Genomic DNA, 21,225 nt, shown 5'->3' on the forward strand with positions numbered 1-21,225 from the left:
TCACTCCCCCTGCTTGGCGGCAGCAGCCGGCGCGATCACCGGCTGGTTCTTGCGGTCCACCGCGATCACCGCCTGTCCTTCGCGCAGCAGATGGCCGCCAGCGGCCACCACCCAGTCATCGGCCTTCAACCCCGACAACACCGGAACGTCCTGCGCGCCATAGGCGCCCAGCGACACCGCGCGCGCCTGCAAGGTGGCGCTGGCCGGATCCACCACCCAGACGCTGGCCTGTTGCGCTGATTTGCCCTGTTGCACGGCCGCCAGCGGCACCGTCAATCCCGCGTTCTTTTCATGGGCGATGAACACCCGCGCGCTCTGTCCCAGCTCGACCTGGCCCCATGCCTCCGGCGCCAGACCCACGCGGGTGGCATAGGTGCGCGCCTGGGCATCGGCCGCCGGTGCAATCTCGCGGATGCTGCCCGGCCACCGCCGGCCCGGCTGGTTCCACAACTCGACCTGCACCGCCTGGCCGACGCTGTAGTCACGGATGCCGCTTTCCGGCAGCGCAATGGCGACCTCGCGCGCGCCGGCGGCCGCCAGCGTGTAGACCGTCTGTCCGGCGGCGAGCACCTGTCCGGCCTCGGCCTGGCGGCTGGCGATCACGCCGTCTTCGGGAGCGCGCAATTCCGCGTAGGCGGCCTGATTGCGGGCGACCTCCAGATTGGAGCGGGCCGCGTTGGCCTGGGCCTGCGCGGCCTTGAATGCCGCAGTCTGCGCATCCAGCGCCGAGCGGCTCACCAGCTGCTGCGCAGCCAGCGTCTCGTAGCGCTTCTGTTCGTCCCGGGCACGCACCAGATCCGCCTCGGCCGCCGCGTACTGCGCCTGCGCGGCGCGGGCCTGCAAGGCGTAATCGGCCACATCCAGCTCGGCCAGCAGCTGCCCCCGCTTTACCTGATCGCCCGCATCGACATGCCGGCGCAGCAGCTTGCCGCCGACCCGGAACGAAAGCGCCGTTTCCTCGCGGGCCCGTACCTCACCCGGGAAAGCACTGATGCCCGCCCCCACGCTGTCGCCGGGATGCACCACCAGCACGGGAACCGGCGCCACCGGCGCGGGTTCGGACTTTCCACAGGCACCAAGCACGGCCAGCAGCAGGATGACGCCAATCCATCGAACGTTTTTCATCGGAGGGGTCGCAGAAGCGGGAGGAAAGGGAAGCGGCCGGGACGTCACCGCCATTACTGAACGACACGGTATAGTATAAATATCGAACCAGCTGGTCTAGTATTAAACGATGTCTTCCTCCTCGTCCGCCAACGCTCCCGAGAAGCCCGTTGCACGTGGCGCCGGCCCCGGTCGTCCCAAGGACCTGGGCAAGCGCGCGGCGATCCTCGATGCGGCCAAGGAACTGTTCATCGAACAGGGCTTCAACGGCATCAGCATGGACGGCATCGCTGCCGCGGCAGGCGTTTCCAAGCTCACCGTGTACAGCCATTTCGGTGACAAGGAGACCTTGTTCACCGAAGCGATCCAGGCCAAGTGCGTGGAGATGATGCCCGACGAGCTGTTTGTGACCGATAACGAAGGCCCGTTGCGCGACCAGCTGCTGGGGATCGGCGATGCGTTTTTCACGCTGATCAGCAGCGACGCGGCCATCGCCACCCAGCGCATGATGATGACCCCGGACACCGACGACCGCATCCGCCAGATGTTCTGGCAGGCCGGCCCGGCGCGGACCGAAGCGGCGCTGGCCGACTTCCTGGGCGCCCGCGTGGCCCGCCAGGAACTGGTCATCGATGACCTGGCACTGGCCGCCCGCCAGTTCTTCTGCCTGATCAAGGGCGAAGTGCATACCCATATGATGTGCGGCCTGTGCTCGGCACCGGCGGTACCCGATGCCCGCGCGCATATCGCCGCCTGCGTCGATTTCTTCCTGCGCGCCTATGCGCCGCGCTGACAACCTGAACGAACCGGAGGTCCCGATGACTTCCGGCACTGCGGACCGCACAAGGTGGCAGCGATGCTTGCCCCGCACCGTCCACTCCTAACCGGTAAAATGGCCGGCCCACTGCGCCGGAATGATGAGCTTCCCATGACGATCGATTACTCCCACGCCCGCGAAATGATGGTTGAACAGCAGATACGTCCCTGGGACGTGCTGGACACCCGCGTGCTGGACGTTCTGGCGCGGCTGCCGCGCGAGGCCTTTGTCGCCGAGGCCAACCGCGCGTTGGCCTATGCCGATATCGAGCTGCCGCTCGGCCACGGCCAGAAGATGATGAAGCCGGTCATCGAAGGTCGCATGCTGCAGGCACTGGCGCTGCAGCCGGGCGAGGAAGTGCTGGAAATCGGCACCGGCAGCGGCTTCATCAGCGCCTGCCTGGGCGATCTGGCCCGCGAAGTGCTGAGCCTGGAAATCCATCCGGAACTGGCCGAAACCGCGCGTCAGCGTCTGGACGCGGCCAAGCTCGGCAACAACGTGCGCATCGAGGTTGCCGATGCCCTGAACTGGCAGACCGAGCGCCACTTCGACGCCATCTGCATCACCGCCGCGGTAGAAACCATCCCGACCCAGCTGCTGAAGCTGCTGCGCCCGGGCGGCCGCATGTTCGTCATCCAGGGCAAATCCCCGGTGATGGAGGCGGTGCTGGTCAAGGCCGACGGCAGCATCGAATCGCTGTTTGAAACCGATATCGACTATCTGCTGGGCGCCGCTCCAGCCCCGCAATTCCAACTCTGAAACGTCCAAGGAAGCCGCAATGATTCGCCGATCCCTCGCCCTTGCGCTGGCCGTCGCCCTCACCCCGCTGACCTCCCATGCCGCCGACCTGTTGCAGGTCTACGAAATGGCCCGCAACGGCGACCCGCAGCTGTCCTCCGCCGAGTCCAACCGGCTGTATACCAAGGAGGGCCAGGTGCAGGCGCGCGCGGCACTGCTGCCACAGATCAACGGCGAGGCCTCGCTGAACCGCTCACGGGTGGAACTTGACGGCGTCAGCGGCTCGAGCACCAGCAAGAGCCGCGATTACCGCGTCTCCGGCAGCCAGACCCTGTTCAACTGGAGCCAGTTCGCCACCCTGCGGGCGCAGCGCGACATCAGCAAGGCGGCCGACTTCACCCTGGACTCGGCCAATGACGATCTGATCGTGCGTTCGGCCACGACCTACTTCAACGTGCTGGTGGCGATCGAATCGCTGACCGCCGCGCAGACCAACGAGGCGGCGGCCAAGAAGCAGTTCGACTACGCCGACAAGCGCCTGGAAGTGGGCCTGGCCCCGATCACCGATGTCCACGAAGCCCGCGCCCAGTACGACCAGGCCCGCGCCAACACCATCCTGGCCCGCAATGCGCTGGAAGACGCCTATCAGGCGCTGACCGAGCTGACAGGCCAGCCGGTCCGCGGCCTGCGCGGCCTGCCGGAGGACTTCCGCCCGGAACTGCCGGCCAACCGCAGCAATGTCGACCAGCTGGTGGCCGAAGCCGTGGCGCAGAACCCGGCCCTGAAGGCCCAGGAACTGCAGGTCAGCGCGGCCGAATCCAACGTCTCGGCTGCACGCGGCAACCACTATCCGACCCTGGCGCTGGGCGGTGCCTGGGGCAAGAACGCCAGCTGGGGCGACAGCATCGGCGGCTCCTCGCGTACGCCGGACAGCACCAGCAACTCGATCGGCCTGACCCTGAGCGTGCCGATCTTCGCCGGCGGCGCCACCCAGTCGCGCGTGCGCCAGGCACTGGCCCAGCGTGACATCACCCAGGATGCGTACGAGCAGCAGAAGCGCGCACTGGACCGCAACACCCGCAACGCCTGGCAGACGGTCGTGGCCGGGATCAGCGAGGTGGAAGCACGCCGCCTGGCCGTGGTCTCGGCGCAGAGCGCCTATGACGCCTCGCAGGTCGGCCTGGAGGTTGGCACCCGCACCGTGCTGGACGTGGTGCAGAACCAGCGCACCCTGTTCCAGGCACAGCTGGACTATGCACAGGCGCGCTACAGCTTTCTGCTCAGCCGTCTGCAGCTGAGCCAGGCCGTCGGCGCGGTGGACGTGGCCGAGGTGCAGGAAATCAACCGCCTGCTCACCCAGGATGCCGAGGCCAAGCTGCAGCCGGAAAGCGTGCAGTAACCGCCCACGCCAATCCGATGGAACGCAAAAGGCGGGCTTCGGCCCGCCTTTTGCATGGGTGCGGCGGTTCGGAAAATCTCAGGCCTGTGCCGGCAGCGCCGGGCCAATCAGCGCCAGGGTCTGTTCCAGCGCCCCGCGACCGTTGGCAACCAGCGCCCGCCCCGCCTGGACCATGCGCTCACGCGCCACGGTGTCGTCCAGCAGGTGCTCGATCGCCTGCGCCACCGCGTTTCCATCCGCACAGATACGCACCGCCCCGGCCTCGGACATGCGCTTCGAAATCTCGGCGAAGTTGTGCAGATGCGGCCCGGTCACCGCTGCGGTTCCCATCGCCGCAGGCTCCAGCAGGTTATGCCCGCCAATGGGCTGCAGGCTGCCACCGACAAAGGCCACCGTCGCGCAGGCATAGAACGCCATCAGCTCGCCCAGGGTGTCGATCACGAATACCCCGGTGCCGGCCGGCGGCCACTGCTGGGCACTGCGCGTGGCGACCTGCCAGCCCTGCTCGCGCGCCAGCGCCTCGACCCGGGCGAACCGCTCCGGATGGCGCGGCGCCCACAACAGCAGCGCCTGCGGATGCCGTGCCAGCAGACGCGTGTGGATGTCGACCACCGCCTGCTCTTCCCCTTCATGGGTGCTGGCGGCGATCCACACCGGTCGATCTGCCGGTACATGGCAGCCGAAAGCCGCCCGCACCGCCGACGGATCCGGCGGATGGATATCGAATTTCAGGTTGCCCAGCGCGCGCACCTGCTGCGGCATTGCCCCCAGCGCGATGAAACGCCCGGCATCGTCCTGCGATTGTGCCGCCACGCAGGTCACCGTGCGCAATGCACGCCCCACCAGCGGCCGCAGCAGGCGATAGCCCTTCAGCGAGCGCGCCGACAGGCGCGCGTTGAGGATGTAGACCGGAATGCCGCGATCGCGGCAGCCGAACAGCAGATTCGGCCACAGCTCGGTTTCCAGGATCAGCGCCAGACTCGGCCGGAAGTGCTCGAGAAAACGCCCGACACTGCCCGGCACGTCATACGGCAGATAGACGTGATCCACCGCATCGCCCCACAGCGCACGCACCCGCTGCGAACCGGTCGGGGTGATCGTGGTGATGATCCAGCGGATATCCGGACGTTGCTGCCGCAGCGCGTTGACCAGCGGCGCGGCGGCGTTCACCTCACCCACGGACACCGCATGCAGCCACACCCGCGGCTCGCTGCCACTTTCCGGATACGAGGCATAGCGCTCGTCCCAACGCTTGAAGTACTCGCGCACCCGGAACCCGCGCCACACCAGGTGGTACACCGTGATCGGCAACAACAGATACAACACGGCCGAATACAGACCGCGCAGCAATATTTCAACGGGATCCTTGCGCATGCGGGAAGGATACGGGAGCGGCCGCTGCAACGCATGGCAAAACCGGTTGGGTCATGCATCACTTAGAATCCTCCCATGTCCGATTCTCCCACCACCGCCACCCGCCCTTCGCTGGGCGATCCCCGGCATTGGCCGACCTTCGCTTGGCTGGGTATCGCCGCGCTGGCCGCGCGCCTGCCATGGACGCTGCAACGCGCACTGGGTCGAGGCATCGGCTGGCTGGCCCTGCACCTGGCCCGCAGCCGCCGCCGCGCGGCGGAAGTGAACCTTCAACTGTGCTTTCCCGAACAGGACCAGGCGTGGCGCCAGCGCCTGCTGCGCGACAGCTTCGATGCGCTGGGCGTGGGGGTTTTCGAGTTCGCCCGGGCCTGGTGGGGCAGCATCGAGGTCATCCGCCCGAAGGTGGAAATGGAAGGCCTGGAACATCTGCGCGCCCTGCAGACCCAAGGCCGCGGCGTGCTGCTGGTGTCCGGGCACTTCATGACCTTGGAAATGTGCGGTCGGCTGCTGTGTGATCACGTGCCGCTGGCCGGCATGTACCGCAAGTACCGCAACCCGGTGATGGAGTGGGCGGTCAAAAGCGGGCGGCTGAAGTACGCCTGCGCGATGTTCGCCAACGAAGACATCCGCGCCACCGTGCGTCACCTGAAAAAGGGTGGCGTGCTCTGGTATGCACCGGATCAGGACATGCGCGGCAAGGATTCGGTATTCGTGCCGTTCTTCGGCATGCCCGCCTCCACCATCACCGCAACCCACCAGTTCGCGCGCATGACCGGCTGCGCGGTGGTGCCGTTCTTCCATCGCCGCGTCGGTGGCCGCTATGTGCTGAAGATCGCGCCTCCGTTGCCGGATTTCCCCACCGACGATCCGGTCGCCGACACCGCACGGGTAAATGCCGCGATCGAGCAGATGGTGCGCGAGGCACCGGACCAGTACCTGTGGATCCACCGCCGCTTCAAGCGCCAGCCCGAAGGCCGCAGCCACTTCTACGACTGACGCCCGCACCGCGGGCGTCACCGCTCAGCGCGCGCCGCCCGGCTCTTCGGCCAGCAGCGCGCCGGCATACAGGGCCGCCAGCAGCAGCGTCAGCCCACCCCAGAACGCCGAATAGAACGCCAGATGGGTGTTCAGCGGGAACACCGTCACCGCCAGCGCCAACGCCGCCGGCAGTGCACGCTCCCGCGCGGCGCAACTGGCATAACGCCACGCACGCAGCGCCATCGCCGCCCCGGCCAGCCACAGCAGCAGGCCCACCACACCGGTTTCGGCCAGGATTTCCAGCACGATCTGATGCGCGTGCAGCGCCGGCCCCTGGCCCCAGGCCGCGGTCTGCGCAGGAGCCGGATCACACTCCGGCCAGGCATCGCGGAAGCCACGCGTGCCCACCCCGTTGATCGGATGCTCGCGCATCATGCACAGGGCCGCGCCCCAGATCTGGCTGCGCCCGGACAGCGCCTCGTTCACGCCGGCACCGTCGCCACTGAGCGCCAGCGTGGTCCGCGCGATACGTTCACGCACCTGCGGTGAGCCGGCCCCCAGCGCGGCCACGCCCACCACGCCGGCCAGCAGCAGCAGCGCCATCCACTTGCCACCGAGCAGGCGCCAGCCCGAGAACAGCAGCACCAGGCCATAGGTGATCCACGACGCGCGCGAACCGGCCAGCACCACCACCGCGCCGATCAATACCGCCGCCAGCAGCCAGCCCCAGCGCCGCCAACGTGCGGCCACGGCAAACAGCGCGAACGGCGCCATGCTCGCCAGCACCTGGCCGAACTTCAGGTTGCAGGGGCCGAACACGCCGCTGAGCCGGTCCACTGCGGCGAGGTCTTCTGCACTGCACAGACCGCGGCCATTGATCAGCCACTTGAGCTTGTCCATCGACCAGAACAGCGGACTGATTCCGGACAGCGCCTGCGCCAGTGCATCCAGCGTCCACAGTCCAACGATCACCGCCAGTCCGGTGAATGTCGTCCGCCGCCGACCACTGGTGGCCACGGCAATCGCCACCAGCCACATGAAGGGCAGATAGCGCAGCCCGCCGGCCACCTTTCCCCAGGCCTTGGCCGGATCGGCCGCGTCCATTGCCGAGAACAGCTGCGGCAACCAGTAGGCCAGGAACAGCACGCCGGTCAGCGCCCACGCCGGCACGCTGAGCAAGGGCGCGATGCCGCCCCGTGCCCGCAGCTGCAGCAGGCGCACTACCGTGAACAGCGCGCCCAGCACCAGCACCGCCTCGGCGATCCCCGGCGCCGGCCACAGCGCGACGAAAGCGATCACCCATGCCGGCGCCCAGCGCCCCGGAAGACGCGCGGCGGGCGGCAGCGAAGCGGCATCAGCGAACGAGTTCACCATAGACATCCAAAGTGGCGCGCTGCATCGCCTGCAGCGTCAAAGGCATACGGGCGGGCAAGGCCGGCGGATGCAGCAGCAGCGCGCGTGCCCGCTGCAGCAATGCGGCCTCGTCTGCCGGCACGACCGCTCCGGAAGGCTGCAGCTGCCCCAGCAGCTCCCCGACACCGCCATGGGCCCAGCCCAGCACCGGACGCCCGACCGACAGCGCCTCCAGCACGGTGCGTCCGAATGCCTCTGGCTTGTCGGACAGCTGCAGCACCAGATCGCTGGCGGCATAGGCCTGGGCGATACGGGACGTGGGCTCGCTGATCACCAGCGCCTCGGCAACGCCGAGCCTCTGCGCCGACTGCTCCAGCTCGCGCACATAGGCCTCGCGACCGGGTTCACGTGCACCGGGCATCCACAGCACCGCCGGCACACCCTCGCCACGCAACGCCGCCAGCAGCCGCAACGCGTAGGCATGCCCTTTCAACCGCGTGCCGCGACCGGGCAGCAGCAGCAGGGGGCCATCGCCAGCGAGGAGCGGATACTGCGCGGCGACCGCCAGCCGTGCGCGGCGATCACTACGGGCAACGCGCGGAAACTGGGCCACATCCACGCCGCGCGGAATCACCCGCAGTCGCGCGGCATCCGTCTGCGGATAGTTGGCCAGCAGGTAGTCGCGCACGGTCTGCGACACGCAGATCACACGCTCGCCACTGGCCATGATCGCGCTGTAGCGCCCGGGCGAATTGAGCCCGTGCATCGTCGTCACCCAGTGCGGACGCTGAGCGGCTGGCAACCCGCGCAACGCGTACCAGCCCAGCCACGCCGGCAGCCTCGAGCGCGCATGCACGATATCGGCCCCGGTTTCGACAAACAGCTGGCGCAGGCTGGCCACGTGCCGCAGCGTCAGCAGCGACTTGCGGCCGATCTCCAGAGTGAGATGCTCGGCACCGCTGTCCAGCAGCGGTTGCACCAGGCGTCCACCCGCCGACACCACGATGGCGCGGTGGCCGGCGGCGACCAGCGCCTGGGCAATCTCCAACGTCGAGCGCTCGACACCGCCGGAGTGCAGCGCCGGCAGCAACTGCACCACAGTCAGGCGGCGCATCGGCAGGATCAATCAGCCAGCACGAACACCGAGCCGCAGTACGGGCACGCGGCCTCGCCATTGGGCTCGTTCTCGATCGGCAGGTACACGCGCGGGTGCGAATTCCACAGCGCCATTTCCGGCGTCGGGCAGCTCAGCGGCAAGTCGGCGCGGTGCACGGTGTAACGCTTTTCGGCGTTGGCGGGCGCGGTGGCGGTATGGCTCATGGCTAGGCACGGAACTGGATTGCGAGAACCCAATTCTAGCAGCGCCGGCCCCAGAAACACGAAAGGGACCGGGCAATGCCCGGTCCCTTTGGATAGGCGGTGAACCGCCCGGTCAGCCGTTGCCGCGCTCGGCTTCCATCTGCTTGCGGATCTGCGCATCCACCGCGGCGATCGCGGTCATGTTCAGCACCCGGCGCACGCTGGCGCTACTGGTGAGGATATGCACCGGCTTGGAGATGCCCATCAGGATCGGCCCGATCGCCACGCCGTTGGTGAACACGCGCACCAGGTTGTAGGCGATGTTGGCCGCTTCCAGGTTGGGCAGCACGAACAGGTTGGCGCGACCCTTGAGCGTACTGTTGGGCAGCAGCTTCTCGCGCAGCGCCTCGTCCCACGCGGTATCGCCCTGCATCTCGCCATCCACGTTCAGACGCGGATTGCGCTTGAGCAGCGCCTCGCGCACCTGGCGCATCTTCAGCGCGTCCTTGGAATCGTGGCTGCCGAAGTTCGAATGCGACAGCAGCGCGATCTTCGGCTCGATGCCGAACAGCTTCATGCGGTAGGCCGCCTGCAGCGTGGACTCGACGATCTGCTCGACGGTCGGGTCTTCCTGTACATGCGTATCGACAAAGAAGAACACGCCCTGGTTGTTGATCACGCCGGTCATCGCCGAGGTCGAGCTGACCTTGGCTTCCAGCGGAATCACGCTGCGCACATAGCCCAGCTTCTTGTGGAAGCGGCCGACCAGGCCCGACAGCATCGCATCGGCTTCGCCGCGGGCGACCATCACCGCCGCGATCAGCGTCGGCCGCGAGCGCATCAGGTTCTTGGCCGCGGCCACCGTGACGCCCTTGCGGCCGGTCATCTCGTGGTAGTACTGCCAGTACTCGTTGAAGCGTGGATCATCGTTGATGTTGGTGATCTCGTAGTCCACGCCGGCCTGCATGCGCAGCCCCAGGCGCTCCACGCGCGATTCGATCACCTCCGGGCGGCCGATCAGGATCGGGAAAGCCACGCCCTCGTCGATCACGTTCTGTACCGCGCGCAGCACCACTTCCTCTTCGCCCTCGGCATAGGCCACGCGCTGCTTGTCGCAGCGGGCACGGTCATACACCGGCTTCATGAACAGGCTGGTGCGGTAGACGAACTGCGCCAGCTTGTCGCGGTAGGCGGCCATGTCGGCGATCGGGCGGGTTGCCACGCCCGAATCCATCGCCGCCTGGGCCACCGCGGCGGACAGTTCGACCAGCAGGCGACGGTCGAACGGACGCGGAATCAGGTAGTCGCGACCGAAACTGGGCGATTCGCCACCGTAGGCGGCGCCCAGATCCGAGGCCTCCTTGCGCGCCAGCGCGGCAATCGCGCGCACACAGGCGATCTTCATTTCCTCGTTGATCCCGGTCGCGCCGACATCCAGCGCGCCACGGAACAGATACGGGAAGCACAGCGCGTTGTTGATCTGGTTCGGATAGTCCGAACGGCCGGTCCCCATGATCACGTCAGGACGCACCGACTTGGCGTCTTCGGGCAGGATTTCCGGGTACGGATTGGCCAGCGCGAAGATCACCGGATCACGCGCCATCGTCGCAACCATCTCCTTGGTCAGGATGCCGCCCGCGGACAGGCCGAGGAAGATATCGGCACCATCGACAATTTCGGCCAGCGTGCGCTTGTCGGTATCGCGGGCGTAGCGGGCCTTTTCCGGATCCAGATCGGTACGACCGGTGTGGATCACGCCGTCGCGGTCGAAGGCCAGGATGTTCTCCGGCTTCAGGCCCAGCTGCACCAGCATGTTCACGCAGGAGATGCCGGCCGCGCCCATGCCGGTGGTGGCCAGCTTGACCTCTTCGATCTTCTTGCCGGTGATCACCATGGCGTTGAGCACCGCCGCACCAACGATGATCGCGGTGCCGTGCTGGTCGTCATGGAACACCGGGATGTTCATCCGCTCGCGCAACTTGCGCTCGATGACGAAGCACTCCGGCGCCTTGATATCTTCCAGGTTGATGCCGCCGAAGGTGGGCTCCAGCGAGGCGATGATGTCGATGAGCTTGTCCGGATCGTTCTCGTCGACCTCGATATCGAACACGTCGATGCCGGCGAACTTCTGGAACAGCACGCCCTTGCCTTCCATCACCGGCTTGCTGGCCAGCGGGCCGATATTGCCCAGGCCCAGCACCGCGGTGCCATTGGAGATCACCGCCACCAGATTGCCGCGGGCGGTCAGTTCGCTCACCTGCGCAGGGTCGGCCACGATCGCTTCGCAGGCATGCGCCACGCCGGGCGAGTACGCCAGCGACAGGTCGCGCTGGGTCAACATGGGCTTGGTCGCCGCGACCCGGATCTTGCCCGGAGGCGAGATGCGGTGGTATTCGAGGGCGGCCTGCTTGAAATCTTCTTTGGACATCGACGGGACTTGCAGTGGCTGAACCGTCGATTCTAGCGACTCGGCGCCGACATTAGCGGTTTCCGGCAGGTCCCCATTCAGGACAAACGTCACCCTTCTCATATGCTGCCATGCAGCAATATGCGAAAATATTTTTCACTCGCGGCGATATCTGGTACATAGACAGCTCCCGCTTCAGTGGCCAGCGCTTGTCGCCCGGGTGTATCGCATTGGATAAAAAATTATTTCAGCACACGCCCACCCCGCTACGCGGCAAGGGCATTGGCGTGTCCGCCACGTCCCTGGGTATTGCAGACGCCAGCGCCCAGGGCTGGTCGATCCTGCATGAGGACGTCAGCCTGCCCGCCGCCGTCCTGAGGCATGAGTCGTTGCTGCACAACCTGGAATGGATGCGCCGCTTCACCGCCGCCTACGGCGTGCACCTGGCACCGCACGGCAAGACCACGATGAGCCCGGAACTGTTCCGGCTGCAGCTGCAAAGCGGCGCCTGGGGCATCACCGTGGCCACTGCGCCCCAGGCCCGCGAGGCGTGGCTGGCCGGCGCGCGGCGCATCCTGATGGCCAACCAGCTGGTGGGCAAGGCCAACATGGCCATCGCCGCCGACCTGCTGCGCGATGCCGGCACCGAATTGTTCTGCCTGGTGGATTCGCCGGACAACGTCGCCGCGCTGGGCGCGTACTTCCGGCCGCAGGCCTTGCGCGTTGGCGTGCTGCTGGAGATCGGTGCCGCCGGCGGCCGCACCGGTGTCCGCGACGCGGCGCAGGTCCACGCGGTGATCGCCGAACTCGGCCGCTGGCCGGACGCCGTGCAGCTGGCGGGCGTGGAAGTCTACGAAGGCGTGGCGCCGGATGAGGCCGGGGTGCGCGCGATCCTGCAGCGCACCGTGACCACCTTCCAGCAGCTGCGCGAACTGGGCGCGCTGGCCCGGAGGCCGGCACTGGTTTCAGGCGCCGGTTCGGCCTGGTTCGACGTGGTGGCCGAGGAGTTTTCGGGACTGGCCGGCGATCCGGGCATCGAGGTGGTGCTGCGCCCGGGCTGCTACCTCACCCATGACGTGGGCATCTACCGCGACGCGGCCAAGCGCATCCATGCCAGCAACCCGGTGGCGCGCCAGATGGGCAGCAGCCTGCAACCGGCGCTGCAGTTGTGGGCCTATGTGCAATCCCGGCCGGAGCCGGGCAAGGCGATCATCGCCCTGGGCAAGCGCGATGCCGCCTTCGATGCCGGCTTCCCGGTACCGGCGCTGCACTACCGGCCGGGCACCGCGGCACCGGTTGCCGCAACCGGGCACTGGAAGATCACCGCGATGATGGACCAGCACGCCTTCCTCGACGTCGGCGACCAGGACGACCTGCGCGTGGGCGACATGCTGTGCTTCGACATCTCACACCCGTGCCTGACCTTCGACAAGTGGCGCCATCTGCTGGTGGTGGATGACGCCTATACCGTCGTCGACGCCATTTCCACCCAGTTCTGATCCACGCACCCGGCCTGTACGCATGAGCAATGGAAACCTGCTGTTGATCTACGCGGTACTGTCGATCCTGGCGCTGGTCGTGCTGATCGCCCGCTACCGGCTCAACCCGTTCATCAGTGTCACCGTGGTCTCGGTCGGGCTGGCGCTGCTGGCCGGGATGCCGGCCCCGGAAATCCTGCCGGCCTATGAGCAGGGCGTGGGCAAGACCCTGGGGCATATCGCGCTGATCGTTGCGCTGGGCACCATGCTCGGCAAGATGATGGCCGAATCCGGCGGCGCCGAACGCATCGCGCGAACCCTGATCGCCCGCTTCGGGCCGAAGAACGTGCACTGGGCGATGATGCTGATCGCCTTCTGCGTGGGCCTGCCGATCTTCTTCGAGGTCGGCTTCGTGCTGCTGATCCCGATCGTGCTCAACGTCGCCCGCCGTACCGGCGTGCCGCTGCTGCTGGTCGGCCTGCCGATGGTCGCCGGCCTGTCGGTAGTGCACGGGCTGGTGCCGCCACACCCGGCGGCGATGCTGGCGGTGCAGGCCTATGGGGCCGATGTCGGCCGCACCGTGCTGTATTCGCTGATCGTCGGCCTGCCCACCGCCGCGCTGGCCGGCCCGGTGTTCGCCAAGTTCGTCGCACCGCGGGTGCAGCTGCCGGCGCACAACCCGATGGAGGCGGCGCTGCTGGATGAAGGCCATGGTCGGATTCCCGATGAGCAGCTGCCGGGTTTCGGCATCACCCTGGCCACCTTGCTGGTGCCGGTGGGGCTGATGCTGCTGGGCGGCTGGGCCGACCAGATCGCCACGCCGGGCTCGGCGCTGAACCATGGCCTGCGCTTCATCGGCCACTCGGTGGTAGCGCTGCTGATCGCCACCTTGATGAGTTTTGTCACCCTAGGCCTGATGCGCGGCTTCAACCGCGAGCAGATCCTGAAGTTCTCGCAGGAGTGCCTGGCCCCGACCGCGGCGATCACCCTGCTGGTCGGTGCCGGCGGCGGCCTCAACGGCATCCTCGTCCACACCGGCGTGGCCACCGAAATCATCGGCCTGTCGCAGCGCTTCGACCTGTCGCCACTGCTGATGGGCTGGACCATGGCCGCGCTGATGCGGGTGGCCACCGGCTCGGCTACGGTGGCGATGACCACCGCCTCGGGCATCGTCGCCCCGATCGCCGCCGCGCTGGGCTATCCGCACCCGGAACTGCTGGTGCTGGCCACCGGCGCCGGCTCGGTCGTGCTGTCACACGTCAATGACGGTGGCTTCTGGCTGGTCAAGGAATACTTCAACATGAGCGTGGCCCAGACCTTCAAGACCTGGACCGTGCTTGAAACCCTCATCTCCGTCACCGCGCTGCTGCTGGTGATGGCCCTTGCCGCGGTGCTCTGAACCGATGACCTCCACCATGTTCGATATCGTCTACGAACTACGCCAGCGGCTGCATGAATTCAGCCCGGTCGAAGCCCGCATCGCCCACACCATCCTTGCCGATGTGGACGCTGCCGCCCAATACGGTGTCACCGAGCTGGCCGATCGCGCCGACGTCAGTGCCGCGGCCATCTCGCGATTTGCCAAGACCCTGGGCTGCGAACACGTGCGCGAACTGCGTGCCCGCCTGGCCTCGGCCGGCGCGGTCGGCAAGCGCTTCCTCGAACAGCAGAACGCGCCGCCGGTCTCGGCCCTGTATGCGCAGATCTGCGATGACATCGAAGCCAGCCTGCGCCACAACCTGGCCAACCTGAAGGAAAGCGTGGTGCAGGACCTGGCCGACGCGTTGTGTCAGGCCCGGCGCATCCATGTGTTCGGCATCGGTGGCTGCTCGACCGTGTTCTCGCAGGAGATGCAGAACCGGCTGATGCGTTTCGGCCTGCCGATCTCGGCCTGCAGCGACGCGGTCACGATGAAGATGATCGCCGCAACCCTCGGTCCGAAGGATGTGGTGCTGGCCCTGTCGGTCAGCGGCATCACCCCGGAGATCGTCTCGGCCATCGACATCGCCCGTACCTATGGCGCGCGCGTGGGCGCCATCACCCGCGCCGACACGCTGCTGTCCGAACGCAGCGACTGGCTGCTGCCGATCAGCATCGAGGAAACGGATTTCGTGTTCAAACCCTCGGCCTCGCGCTACGCGATGATGCTGGCCATCGACGTGCTGGCCACCACCGTCGCGCTCAACAACGCCAGCGACAACCACGAGCACCTGCGCCGCATCAAGCTGGCGCTGGACCGCTACCGCGGCGGCGATTCGCGCCTGCCCCTGGGCGACTGATCCGTGTACGAGCTCCTTATCCGCAACGCCCTCGTCTTCGATGGCAACGACCGGCCCGCGGTCCGCGCCGATGTGGCCATCAACGGCGGCCGCATTGCCGCCATCGGCCGGCTCGCCGGCCCGGCCGGTGAGGTGATCGACGCCGCCGGTCGCGCGCTGGCGCCGGGCTTTATCGATGTACACACCCACGATGACCTGGAAGTGATCCGCAACCCGGACATGACCAGCAAGCTCTCGCAGGGTGTGACCACCGTGGTGGTCGGCAATTGCGGGATCAGCGCCAGCCCGGTCCGGGTGCGCGGCGAGGTGCCCGATCCGATGAACCTGCTCGGCGATGCACCCGACTTCCGCTATCCGGATTTCGCCAGCTACCGCCGTGCGGTGGAAGCGGCCGCCCCGGCGGTGAACGTGGCCGCACTGGTCGGCCACACCGCGCTGCGCCAGAACCATATGGACCGGCTGGATCGCGCCGCCTCGGTGGAGGAGATCGCGTCCATGCGCGCGCAGCTGCGCGAGAGCCTGGCCGCCGGCGCGCTGGGCCTGAGCAGCGGCCTGGCCTATGCCTCGGCCTTCAATGCCCCGTCCACCGAGGTGGATGCACTGGCCGGGGAACTGCCGGCTGGCGGGCTCTACGCCACCCACCTGCGCGACGAGTTCGCCGGCATCCTCGCGGCGATGGATGAAGCCCTCCATGCCGCGCGCACGCCGCAAGCCGCGGTCCGCGTGTCGCATCTCAAATGTGCAGGCGTGGACAACTGGGGCCGCAGCGCCGAGGTACTGGAACACCTGCAGCACGCCGCGGCCGGGCAGGACGTGGCCTGCGACTGCTATCCCTACGCCGCCAGCGCCTCGACCCTGGACCTGAAGCAGGTCACCGATGCCTACGACATCCTGATCACCTGGTCCGAGTCCGAACCGGACCAGGGCGGTCGGCTGTTGGCCGAGATCGCCGCCGACTGGCATCTGCCGCTGACGGAGGCCGCCGTGCGTCTGCAGCCGGCCGGCGCGGTCTACTTCTGCATGGACGAAACCGACGTGCGCCGCATCCTCAGCCACCCGCTGACGATGATCGGCTCGGACGGTCTGCCGCGCGATCCGCGCCCGCACCCGCGGCTGTGGGGCACCTTCCCGCGCGTGCTCGGCCACTATGCGCGCGACGAGCAGCTGTTCCCGCTGCACACCGCCGTGCACAAGATGACCGGGCTGCCGGCCTCGCGCTTCCACATGGGCGCCCGCGGCCAGATCCGCGAAGGCTGGTGGGCCGACCTGGTGCTGTTCGACCCGGCCCGGGTGCGCGATACCGCCAGCTTCCACGATCCGATCCGCGCCGCCGAAGGGATCGACGCGGTCTGGGTCAACGGCCGGCTCGCCTACGACGGCCGCCAGGTCACCGCCCGCCCGGGCCGGTTCATCCGTCCGGAAGCGGCGCCAGCGGCCTGAACCGGCGCACCTTCCCGGTACACCTCATACATAGAAAGGAATACCCATGAGTGACATCAAGCGCTATGGCGCCGAAGGCGGCGTCGGCCAGGGCAAACAGCACATGCCGTTCTCGCGGGCGGTGGAGGCCGATGGCTGGCTGTTCGTCTCCGGCCAGGTGCCGATGCGCGATGGCGAGCTGGTCGCCGGCACCGTGACCGAGCAGTCGCACGTGGTGATCGGCAACGTGCTGGCGATCCTGGCCGAGGCCGGCTACGGCCCCGAGCATGTGGTGCGCTGCGGTGTGTGGCTGGACGACGCGCGCGACTTCTACGCCTTCAACGGCGTGTTCAAACACTATTTCGGCGAGCACCCGCCGGCCCGTGCCTGCGTGGAAAGCCGCATGGTGGTGGACTGCAAGGTGGAAGTGGACTGCGTGGCCTACAAGCGTCCACCGCGCGACTGAGCCGCCGGCAGCGCGGCGCCTTTCCGCAGCGGGGCGCACCCGGCCGCTCGAACTGCGAACAGGCGCGCACCCAGCCGCAGGCCGCAAACCGCGGCGCGGGTTCCGCCGGCAAACCCCAACATCGCGCGCGGGGCCGGCACTGCATGCATCGCAAGCCATCCCCATTCAGCTTAGAGCCGGGCGATTCTAGCGCCACCTGGTGGCGGAAATGCCGCTGCAACCACCTCTACCTGCTATTGATATTGTTTCCTGAGCCGGACAAAGTCCGTGTCCCGTTGGTAGAGGTACCTGTTCCATGATCCAACTCGATGCCGTGCAGACGGTGGCCTTTGCCGGCCTGACGCTGTTCGCGGGTTACGCGCTGTGCCGCGCCATCCCGTTTTTCCGCCGCTACAACCTGCCCGAGCCGGTCATCGGCGGGCTGCTGGTGGCGCTGGCGGTATGGTGGGCGCACAGCCAGCAGGTAACGCTGTTCACCCTGGACACCACGCTCAAGACCCCGTTGATGGTGGCCTTCTTCACCACCCTGGGCATCAATGCCAGTGTGCGGCTGCTGCGTATCAGTGGCCGGCAGGTGATGACCTTCCTGGTGATCGCGGCGCTGTTTGCGGTGCTGCAGAACCTGATCGGCATCGGCGTGGCCTGGATGTTCGACTTGCACCCGATGTTCGGCGTATTGGCCGGTTCGGCCACGCTGACTGGCGGCCCGGCCACCGGCCTGGCGTTCGCGCCGCTGTTCGAGAAGGCCGGCCTGCAGGGCGCCGAGACCCTGGCCGTCACCGCGGCCATGGCCGGCATCATCTGCGGTGGCGTCGTCGGCGGACCGGTCATCACCGTGCTGCTGCGCCGCTTCAAGGTCATCACCCCCAGCAGCCGCGGCGAAAGTGGCGCAAAGGACGTGGATGAGTCGATCCTGCTGCGCTATCCCAGCGAAGCGGCCCGCGAGTTCGATTCGCTCAAGAGCATCGTCGTGCTGCTGATGGCGATGTGGGTCGGCGCGTGGGTGGGCAAGAGTTTCACCCACATCGGCCTGACCCTGCCCGGCTATATCGGCGCGATGCTGGTGGGCGCGCTGATCCGCAACATCGATGACGCCACCGGCTGGATCAAGCTGTCGGTACCCACCACCGATCTGATCGGCAACATCTGCCTGGCGCTGTTCCTGGCCATGGCGCTGATGGACCTGAAACTGTGGGAACTGGCCGGTCTGGGCGTGCCGCTGCTGGTGAACCTGATCATCCAGGTCGGCGTGGTGGCGCTGTTCGCGGTGCCGATCTTCTACCTGATGGGCCGCGACTATGACGCGGCGGTGATGGGCGGTGGTTTCATCGGTTTCATGCTCGGCACCACCGCCAACGCCATGGCGGTGATGCGCAAGCTGGTGCAGCGCTACGGCATTGCACCGCGTGCGTTCCTGGTAGCACCGCTGGTGGGCGCGTTTTTCATCGACTTCATCAACGCGTTGATCATCACCGGCTTCCTGAACTTCTGGCCGCATTGAGCGACCGGTTCCGTGCGCCATATCCGTGCCATGCGCACGGATATGGCGCGACAATGTGAAGCAACGCTCACCCCGTAGCCGCCTTCACCATGACCTCTCCCGCTGCAGCCCCCGCGTCCTCCGGTCCTGACCTGATCATCCTCGGTGCCGGCGTGGTGGGTCTGGCCAGCGCCTGGGCGGCCGCCCGGCGCGGCCTGGCGGTGCTGCTGGTCGATCGCAACGCCGGTCCGGCGCTGGGCACCTCCTTCGCCAACGGCGCCCAGCTCAGCTACGCCTATACCGACGCGATGGCCGGCCCGGCCACCTGGCGCCAGCTGCCGGAAATGGCGTTCGGCCGTAATGGCCCGTTCCGCACCCGCTGGTCGGCCGATCCGGATTTCCTGCGCTGGGGCGTGGCCTTCCTGCGCCAGGCCAATGCGGGCAGTCTGCACAAAAACACGCTGGCCACACTGGAACTGGCGCTGGAGTCGCGCGCGGCGATGCAGGCGCTGCTGCAGCAGCACCCGATCGCCTTCGACCACGCCGTCTCCGGCAAGCTGCACCTGTATCCCACCGCAGAAGGCGTGCAGGGTGCGGCGGCGATGATCGCGCTCAAGCGTCCCTACGGCGTGCAGCAGCAACTGGTGGATGCCGCCGGGGCCCGCGCCATCGAGCCGGCGTTGAGCGGTGCGCCGTGGCTGGCCGGCGCGGTGTACTCGCCCGAGGAGGAGGCCGGCGATCCATGGCGTTTCAGCCTGGGACTGCTGGAAATACTGCAACGCCAGTACGGCGTGCAGACCCGGTTCGATTTCGACACCCGTTCGCTGCAGCGCAGGAACGGCCAGTGGCAGCTGGAATCAGCCGATGGACAGGCGCTGCGGGCACCGCGGCTGCTGGTCTGCGCCGGCATCGACGGTGCCCGGCTGCTGCGCCCGGCCGGCATCCGCGTGCCGCTGATGGCGATCAAGGGCTATTCGTTCACCGCGCCATGTGGCGCCAATGCGCCGCAGGTCAGCATCACCGACACCAAACGCAAGCTGGTGTTCTGCCGGCTCGGCGAGCGTATCCGCGTGGCCGGTCTGGCCGATCTCAACGACTGGAACCCGGCGCCGGAACCGGCGCGGCTGGCACAGCTGGTGGCGATGGCGCGGGCCTCGCTGCCGGAGGCCGCCGACTACGACCACCTCACCAGCCACTGGGCCGGCCTGCGCCCGGTGACACCGTGGTCCTCGCCGGTCATCCGCGACCTCGGCGACGGGCTGGGCTGCAACCTCGGCCACGGCATGCTCGGCTGGACGCTGGCGATGGGCAGCGGCGAGCGCGCCATCGCACAGTTGCTCGGCACGCCCTGAGAGCGCGTTCCGGGCGAAGGCCTCAGCGTTCGCCGAGCTGGTCCATGCGGATCCGGTTGGCGAACAGCGAAAACGCCAACACCCCGGCCAGCCCGTTGGCGCGCTGGATCCAGCCCGGCAGCCAGCGCGGCGGCGCCAGCACTCCGGCCTCGAACAGCGGCGCCAGCGCCTGCGCATCGTGCAGGGTCATCTTGCCGGCGAACAGCCAGCGGCAGACCTGCAGTTTTTCATCGCGCAGCATCTGCCGGAAGAAGGTATGCACCGACACCAGCCCGCGCAGATACACGGTGTCCTTGGTGAAGGCCGACCCACCGCGGGTCGGCACACCGCGGAACACCCGCTGCGCCGAGGAGAAACTTTCATCCGGAGTCTGCCCGGCATCACGGAAGTACTGGAACACCTGGATGAAATCGGCCCCGTCGCGCGCCATCGCAATGGCCTCGATCCGCAGACTCACCCGCTTGAGCCGCTGGATGTCGATGCTGCCGGTGATCTGCTCGGCGAACGTCGCCAGCCCTTCCTGGGTGGCGGTGATGCGCGGCGAGGACAGCCCCAGGCTGGGCAGCAGCACCTGTTCGCGGCCGTTGAGCGCGGTGAGTGAATGCACCAGCGCCTCGTGGTGGAACAGCTGCGCGCGGTCGTAGGCGCTGAAGCAGGCGCCGCTGCGCAGGCGGATGCGGGTGGCACCGGCGGCGGCCTTGGCGATCAGCCCCGCGTCCAGCTCCACGCTGATAACGCGCCCATCGAAGAAGTCATCCAGATCGGCCTGCAACTGCAACTGCAGCGCGGTGGCCGACACCGGCACGGTTTCCTCCGGCGCCAGCAGCTCATGGTCCAGCTCCTGCGCGATCTGGATGAAATGCCGTGCCGCCTCGCGGGTGCTCGGGCCGTTACCGGGCATCGGCTGCTCGGGCACGCCGAACAGCTGGCTGGAGAAATGGTCCACCGCCGGCGTGCCCAATGCTTCAAGCAGGCTGGCGGCCTGGTCCCAGCTGCGCACCGAATCACGCAGGTAGGCCCCGAGCGGATGTGATTCATCGACGGCCGCCTCGATGGCGGCCAGTTCACGGCGCGCGTCGCTGAAATCGTGCTGCGGGTAACGCACCTGCGGCAGGCGCGGATTGCCGCGGGCCACGCTGTCCAGGAATGGCGCCTGCATCGACGCCGGCCAGCTGGTCAGGGTCAACAGACGGAGGCCTTTCACCGCCTGCACCATGCGCGCATCCAGCGCGGCGTGGTGGACGATGGCCGGATCATTGGCGGTGATTGCGTTGCCCATACC

General features: G+C 67.6%; 18 protein-coding genes. 11 read left to right on the forward strand and 7 right to left on the reverse strand.

Going from position 1 to position 21,225, the window contains the following annotated elements; translation table 11 throughout:
* Nucleotides 1-1,125, reverse strand: coding sequence for an efflux RND transporter periplasmic adaptor subunit (locus ACVOMH_RS02435; protein WP_481550927.1), 1,125 nt, complete (start codon nt 1,123-1,125; stop codon nt 1-3).
* 109 nt (nt 1,126-1,234) lie between these two features.
* Here ACVOMH_RS02435 and ACVOMH_RS02440 point away from each other — a divergent pair, with 109 nt between their 5' ends.
* The 3 genes from ACVOMH_RS02440 to ACVOMH_RS02450 all read left to right on the forward strand — a co-directional run bounded on the left by ACVOMH_RS02440 (nt 1,235) and on the right by ACVOMH_RS02450 (nt 4,058).
* A complete protein-coding gene (locus ACVOMH_RS02440) occupies nt 1,235-1,897 on the forward strand; it encodes a TetR/AcrR family transcriptional regulator (protein WP_054657425.1) in 663 nt (220 codons plus the stop codon).
* A gap of 135 nt (nt 1,898-2,032) precedes the next feature.
* The gene (locus ACVOMH_RS02445) at nt 2,033-2,680 is read left to right on the forward strand and encodes a protein-L-isoaspartate O-methyltransferase family protein (protein ID WP_054657423.1); all 648 of its coding nucleotides are present in this window, start codon (nt 2,033-2,035) and stop codon (nt 2,678-2,680) included.
* A 19-nt stretch (nt 2,681-2,699) separates the two neighbouring features.
* On the forward strand, nt 2,700-4,058 hold the full coding sequence (locus ACVOMH_RS02450; RefSeq protein ID WP_481550928.1) for a TolC family outer membrane protein: 1,359 nt from the start codon (nt 2,700-2,702) through the stop codon (nt 4,056-4,058).
* 78 nt (nt 4,059-4,136) lie between these two features.
* Here the strand turns inward: ACVOMH_RS02450 and waaA are convergent, their stop codons facing one another.
* A complete protein-coding gene (waaA, locus tag ACVOMH_RS02455) occupies nt 4,137-5,432 on the reverse strand; it encodes a lipid IV(A) 3-deoxy-D-manno-octulosonic acid transferase (RefSeq protein WP_481550929.1) in 1,296 nt (431 codons plus the stop codon).
* A 75-nt stretch (nt 5,433-5,507) separates the two neighbouring features.
* Here waaA and ACVOMH_RS02460 point away from each other — a divergent pair, with 75 nt between their 5' ends.
* Complete coding sequence (locus tag ACVOMH_RS02460) at nt 5,508-6,428, forward strand: LpxL/LpxP family Kdo(2)-lipid IV(A) lauroyl/palmitoleoyl acyltransferase (protein ID WP_481550930.1); 921 nt, start codon at nt 5,508-5,510, stop codon at nt 6,426-6,428.
* Between the two features lie 24 nt (nt 6,429-6,452).
* Here ACVOMH_RS02460 and ACVOMH_RS02465 read toward each other — a convergent pair whose 3' ends face one another.
* From ACVOMH_RS02465 to ACVOMH_RS02480, 4 genes are all read right to left on the reverse strand, one after another.
* The gene (locus ACVOMH_RS02465) at nt 6,453-7,784 is read right to left on the reverse strand and encodes an O-antigen ligase family protein (RefSeq protein ID WP_481550931.1); all 1,332 of its coding nucleotides are present in this window, start codon (nt 7,782-7,784) and stop codon (nt 6,453-6,455) included.
* A complete protein-coding gene (locus ACVOMH_RS02470; protein WP_481550932.1) occupies nt 7,765-8,877 on the reverse strand; it encodes a glycosyltransferase in 1,113 nt (370 codons plus the stop codon). The genes ACVOMH_RS02465 and ACVOMH_RS02470 overlap by 20 nt, the downstream gene beginning before the upstream one ends.
* Before the next feature lie 8 nt (nt 8,878-8,885).
* A complete protein-coding gene (locus tag ACVOMH_RS02475) occupies nt 8,886-9,083 on the reverse strand; it encodes a zinc-finger domain-containing protein (RefSeq protein WP_282267169.1) in 198 nt (65 codons plus the stop codon).
* 112 nt (nt 9,084-9,195) lie between these two features.
* Complete coding sequence (locus ACVOMH_RS02480; protein ID WP_054659761.1) at nt 9,196-11,490, reverse strand: NADP-dependent malic enzyme; 2,295 nt, start codon at nt 11,488-11,490, stop codon at nt 9,196-9,198.
* Between the two features lie 266 nt (nt 11,491-11,756).
* On the opposite strand from ACVOMH_RS02480, the gene ACVOMH_RS02485 reads away from it, so the two are divergent.
* The 7 genes from ACVOMH_RS02485 to ACVOMH_RS02515 all read left to right on the forward strand — a co-directional run bounded on the left by ACVOMH_RS02485 (nt 11,757) and on the right by ACVOMH_RS02515 (nt 19,943).
* Nucleotides 11,757-12,968: an amino acid deaminase gene (locus ACVOMH_RS02485; RefSeq protein ID WP_481550933.1), complete on the forward strand. Its 1,212-nt coding sequence runs from the start codon at nt 11,757-11,759 to the stop codon at nt 12,966-12,968.
* Nucleotides 12,969-12,990: 22 nt separating this feature from the next.
* Nucleotides 12,991-14,346, forward strand: coding sequence for a GntT/GntP/DsdX family permease (locus tag ACVOMH_RS02490; protein ID WP_481550934.1), 1,356 nt, complete (start codon nt 12,991-12,993; stop codon nt 14,344-14,346).
* 4 nt (nt 14,347-14,350) lie between these two features.
* Complete coding sequence (locus tag ACVOMH_RS02495) at nt 14,351-15,226, forward strand: MurR/RpiR family transcriptional regulator (protein WP_199398882.1); 876 nt, start codon at nt 14,351-14,353, stop codon at nt 15,224-15,226.
* A gap of 3 nt (nt 15,227-15,229) precedes the next feature.
* Complete coding sequence (locus ACVOMH_RS02500; RefSeq protein ID WP_481550935.1) at nt 15,230-16,666, forward strand: N-acyl-D-amino-acid deacylase family protein; 1,437 nt, start codon at nt 15,230-15,232, stop codon at nt 16,664-16,666.
* Between the two features lie 46 nt (nt 16,667-16,712).
* Nucleotides 16,713-17,111 carry a RidA family protein gene (locus ACVOMH_RS02505; RefSeq protein WP_054660859.1) on the forward strand — a complete coding sequence of 133 codons (399 nt, stop codon included), beginning with the start codon at nt 16,713-16,715 and terminating at the stop codon, nt 17,109-17,111.
* Between the two features lie 295 nt (nt 17,112-17,406).
* Entirely contained in the window at nt 17,407-18,612 is a 1,206-nt protein-coding gene (gene gltS / locus ACVOMH_RS02510; protein ID WP_481550936.1) for a sodium/glutamate symporter, read from the forward strand.
* 89 nt (nt 18,613-18,701) lie between these two features.
* Entirely contained in the window at nt 18,702-19,943 is a 1,242-nt protein-coding gene (locus ACVOMH_RS02515) for an FAD-dependent oxidoreductase (RefSeq protein ID WP_057505581.1), read from the forward strand.
* A 22-nt stretch (nt 19,944-19,965) separates the two neighbouring features.
* Here ACVOMH_RS02515 and ACVOMH_RS02520 read toward each other — a convergent pair whose 3' ends face one another.
* On the reverse strand, nt 19,966-21,222 hold the full coding sequence (locus ACVOMH_RS02520; RefSeq protein WP_057505580.1) for a flavohemoglobin expression-modulating QEGLA motif protein: 1,257 nt from the start codon (nt 21,220-21,222) through the stop codon (nt 19,966-19,968).
* Nucleotides 21,223-21,225 lie beyond the last annotated feature (3 nt).

The organism is Stenotrophomonas sp. STEN013 (assembly GCF_056760355.1).

Bases quoted from the DNA above. Each gene is read 5' to 3' on its own strand.
- ACVOMH_RS02435 (WP_481550927.1), bottom strand. From the start codon at position 1,125: ATGAAAAACGTTCGATGGATTGGCGTCATCCTGCTGCTGGCCGTGCTT.
- ACVOMH_RS02440 (WP_054657425.1), top strand. From the start codon at position 1,235: ATGTCTTCCTCCTCGTCCGCCAACGCTCCCGAGAAGCCCGTTGCACGT.
- ACVOMH_RS02445 (WP_054657423.1), top strand. From the start codon at position 2,033: ATGACGATCGATTACTCCCACGCCCGCGAAATGATGGTTGAACAGCAG.
- ACVOMH_RS02450 (WP_481550928.1), top strand. From the start codon at position 2,700: ATGATTCGCCGATCCCTCGCCCTTGCGCTGGCCGTCGCCCTCACCCCG.
- waaA (WP_481550929.1), bottom strand. From the start codon at position 5,432: ATGCGCAAGGATCCCGTTGAAATATTGCTGCGCGGTCTGTATTCGGCC.
- ACVOMH_RS02460 (WP_481550930.1), top strand. From the start codon at position 5,508: ATGTCCGATTCTCCCACCACCGCCACCCGCCCTTCGCTGGGCGATCCC.
- ACVOMH_RS02465 (WP_481550931.1), bottom strand. From the start codon at position 7,784: ATGGTGAACTCGTTCGCTGATGCCGCTTCGCTGCCGCCCGCCGCGCGT.
- ACVOMH_RS02470 (WP_481550932.1), bottom strand. From the start codon at position 8,877: ATGCGCCGCCTGACTGTGGTGCAGTTGCTGCCGGCGCTGCACTCCGGC.
- ACVOMH_RS02475 (WP_282267169.1), bottom strand. From the start codon at position 9,083: ATGAGCCATACCGCCACCGCGCCCGCCAACGCCGAAAAGCGTTACACC.
- ACVOMH_RS02480 (WP_054659761.1), bottom strand. From the start codon at position 11,490: ATGTCCAAAGAAGATTTCAAGCAGGCCGCCCTCGAATACCACCGCATC.
- ACVOMH_RS02490 (WP_481550934.1), top strand. From the start codon at position 12,991: ATGAGCAATGGAAACCTGCTGTTGATCTACGCGGTACTGTCGATCCTG.
- ACVOMH_RS02495 (WP_199398882.1), top strand. From the start codon at position 14,351: ATGACCTCCACCATGTTCGATATCGTCTACGAACTACGCCAGCGGCTG.
- ACVOMH_RS02505 (WP_054660859.1), top strand. From the start codon at position 16,713: ATGAGTGACATCAAGCGCTATGGCGCCGAAGGCGGCGTCGGCCAGGGC.
- gltS (WP_481550936.1), top strand. From the start codon at position 17,407: ATGATCCAACTCGATGCCGTGCAGACGGTGGCCTTTGCCGGCCTGACG.
- ACVOMH_RS02515 (WP_057505581.1), top strand. From the start codon at position 18,702: ATGACCTCTCCCGCTGCAGCCCCCGCGTCCTCCGGTCCTGACCTGATC.
- ACVOMH_RS02520 (WP_057505580.1), bottom strand. From the start codon at position 21,222: ATGGGCAACGCAATCACCGCCAATGATCCGGCCATCGTCCACCACGCC.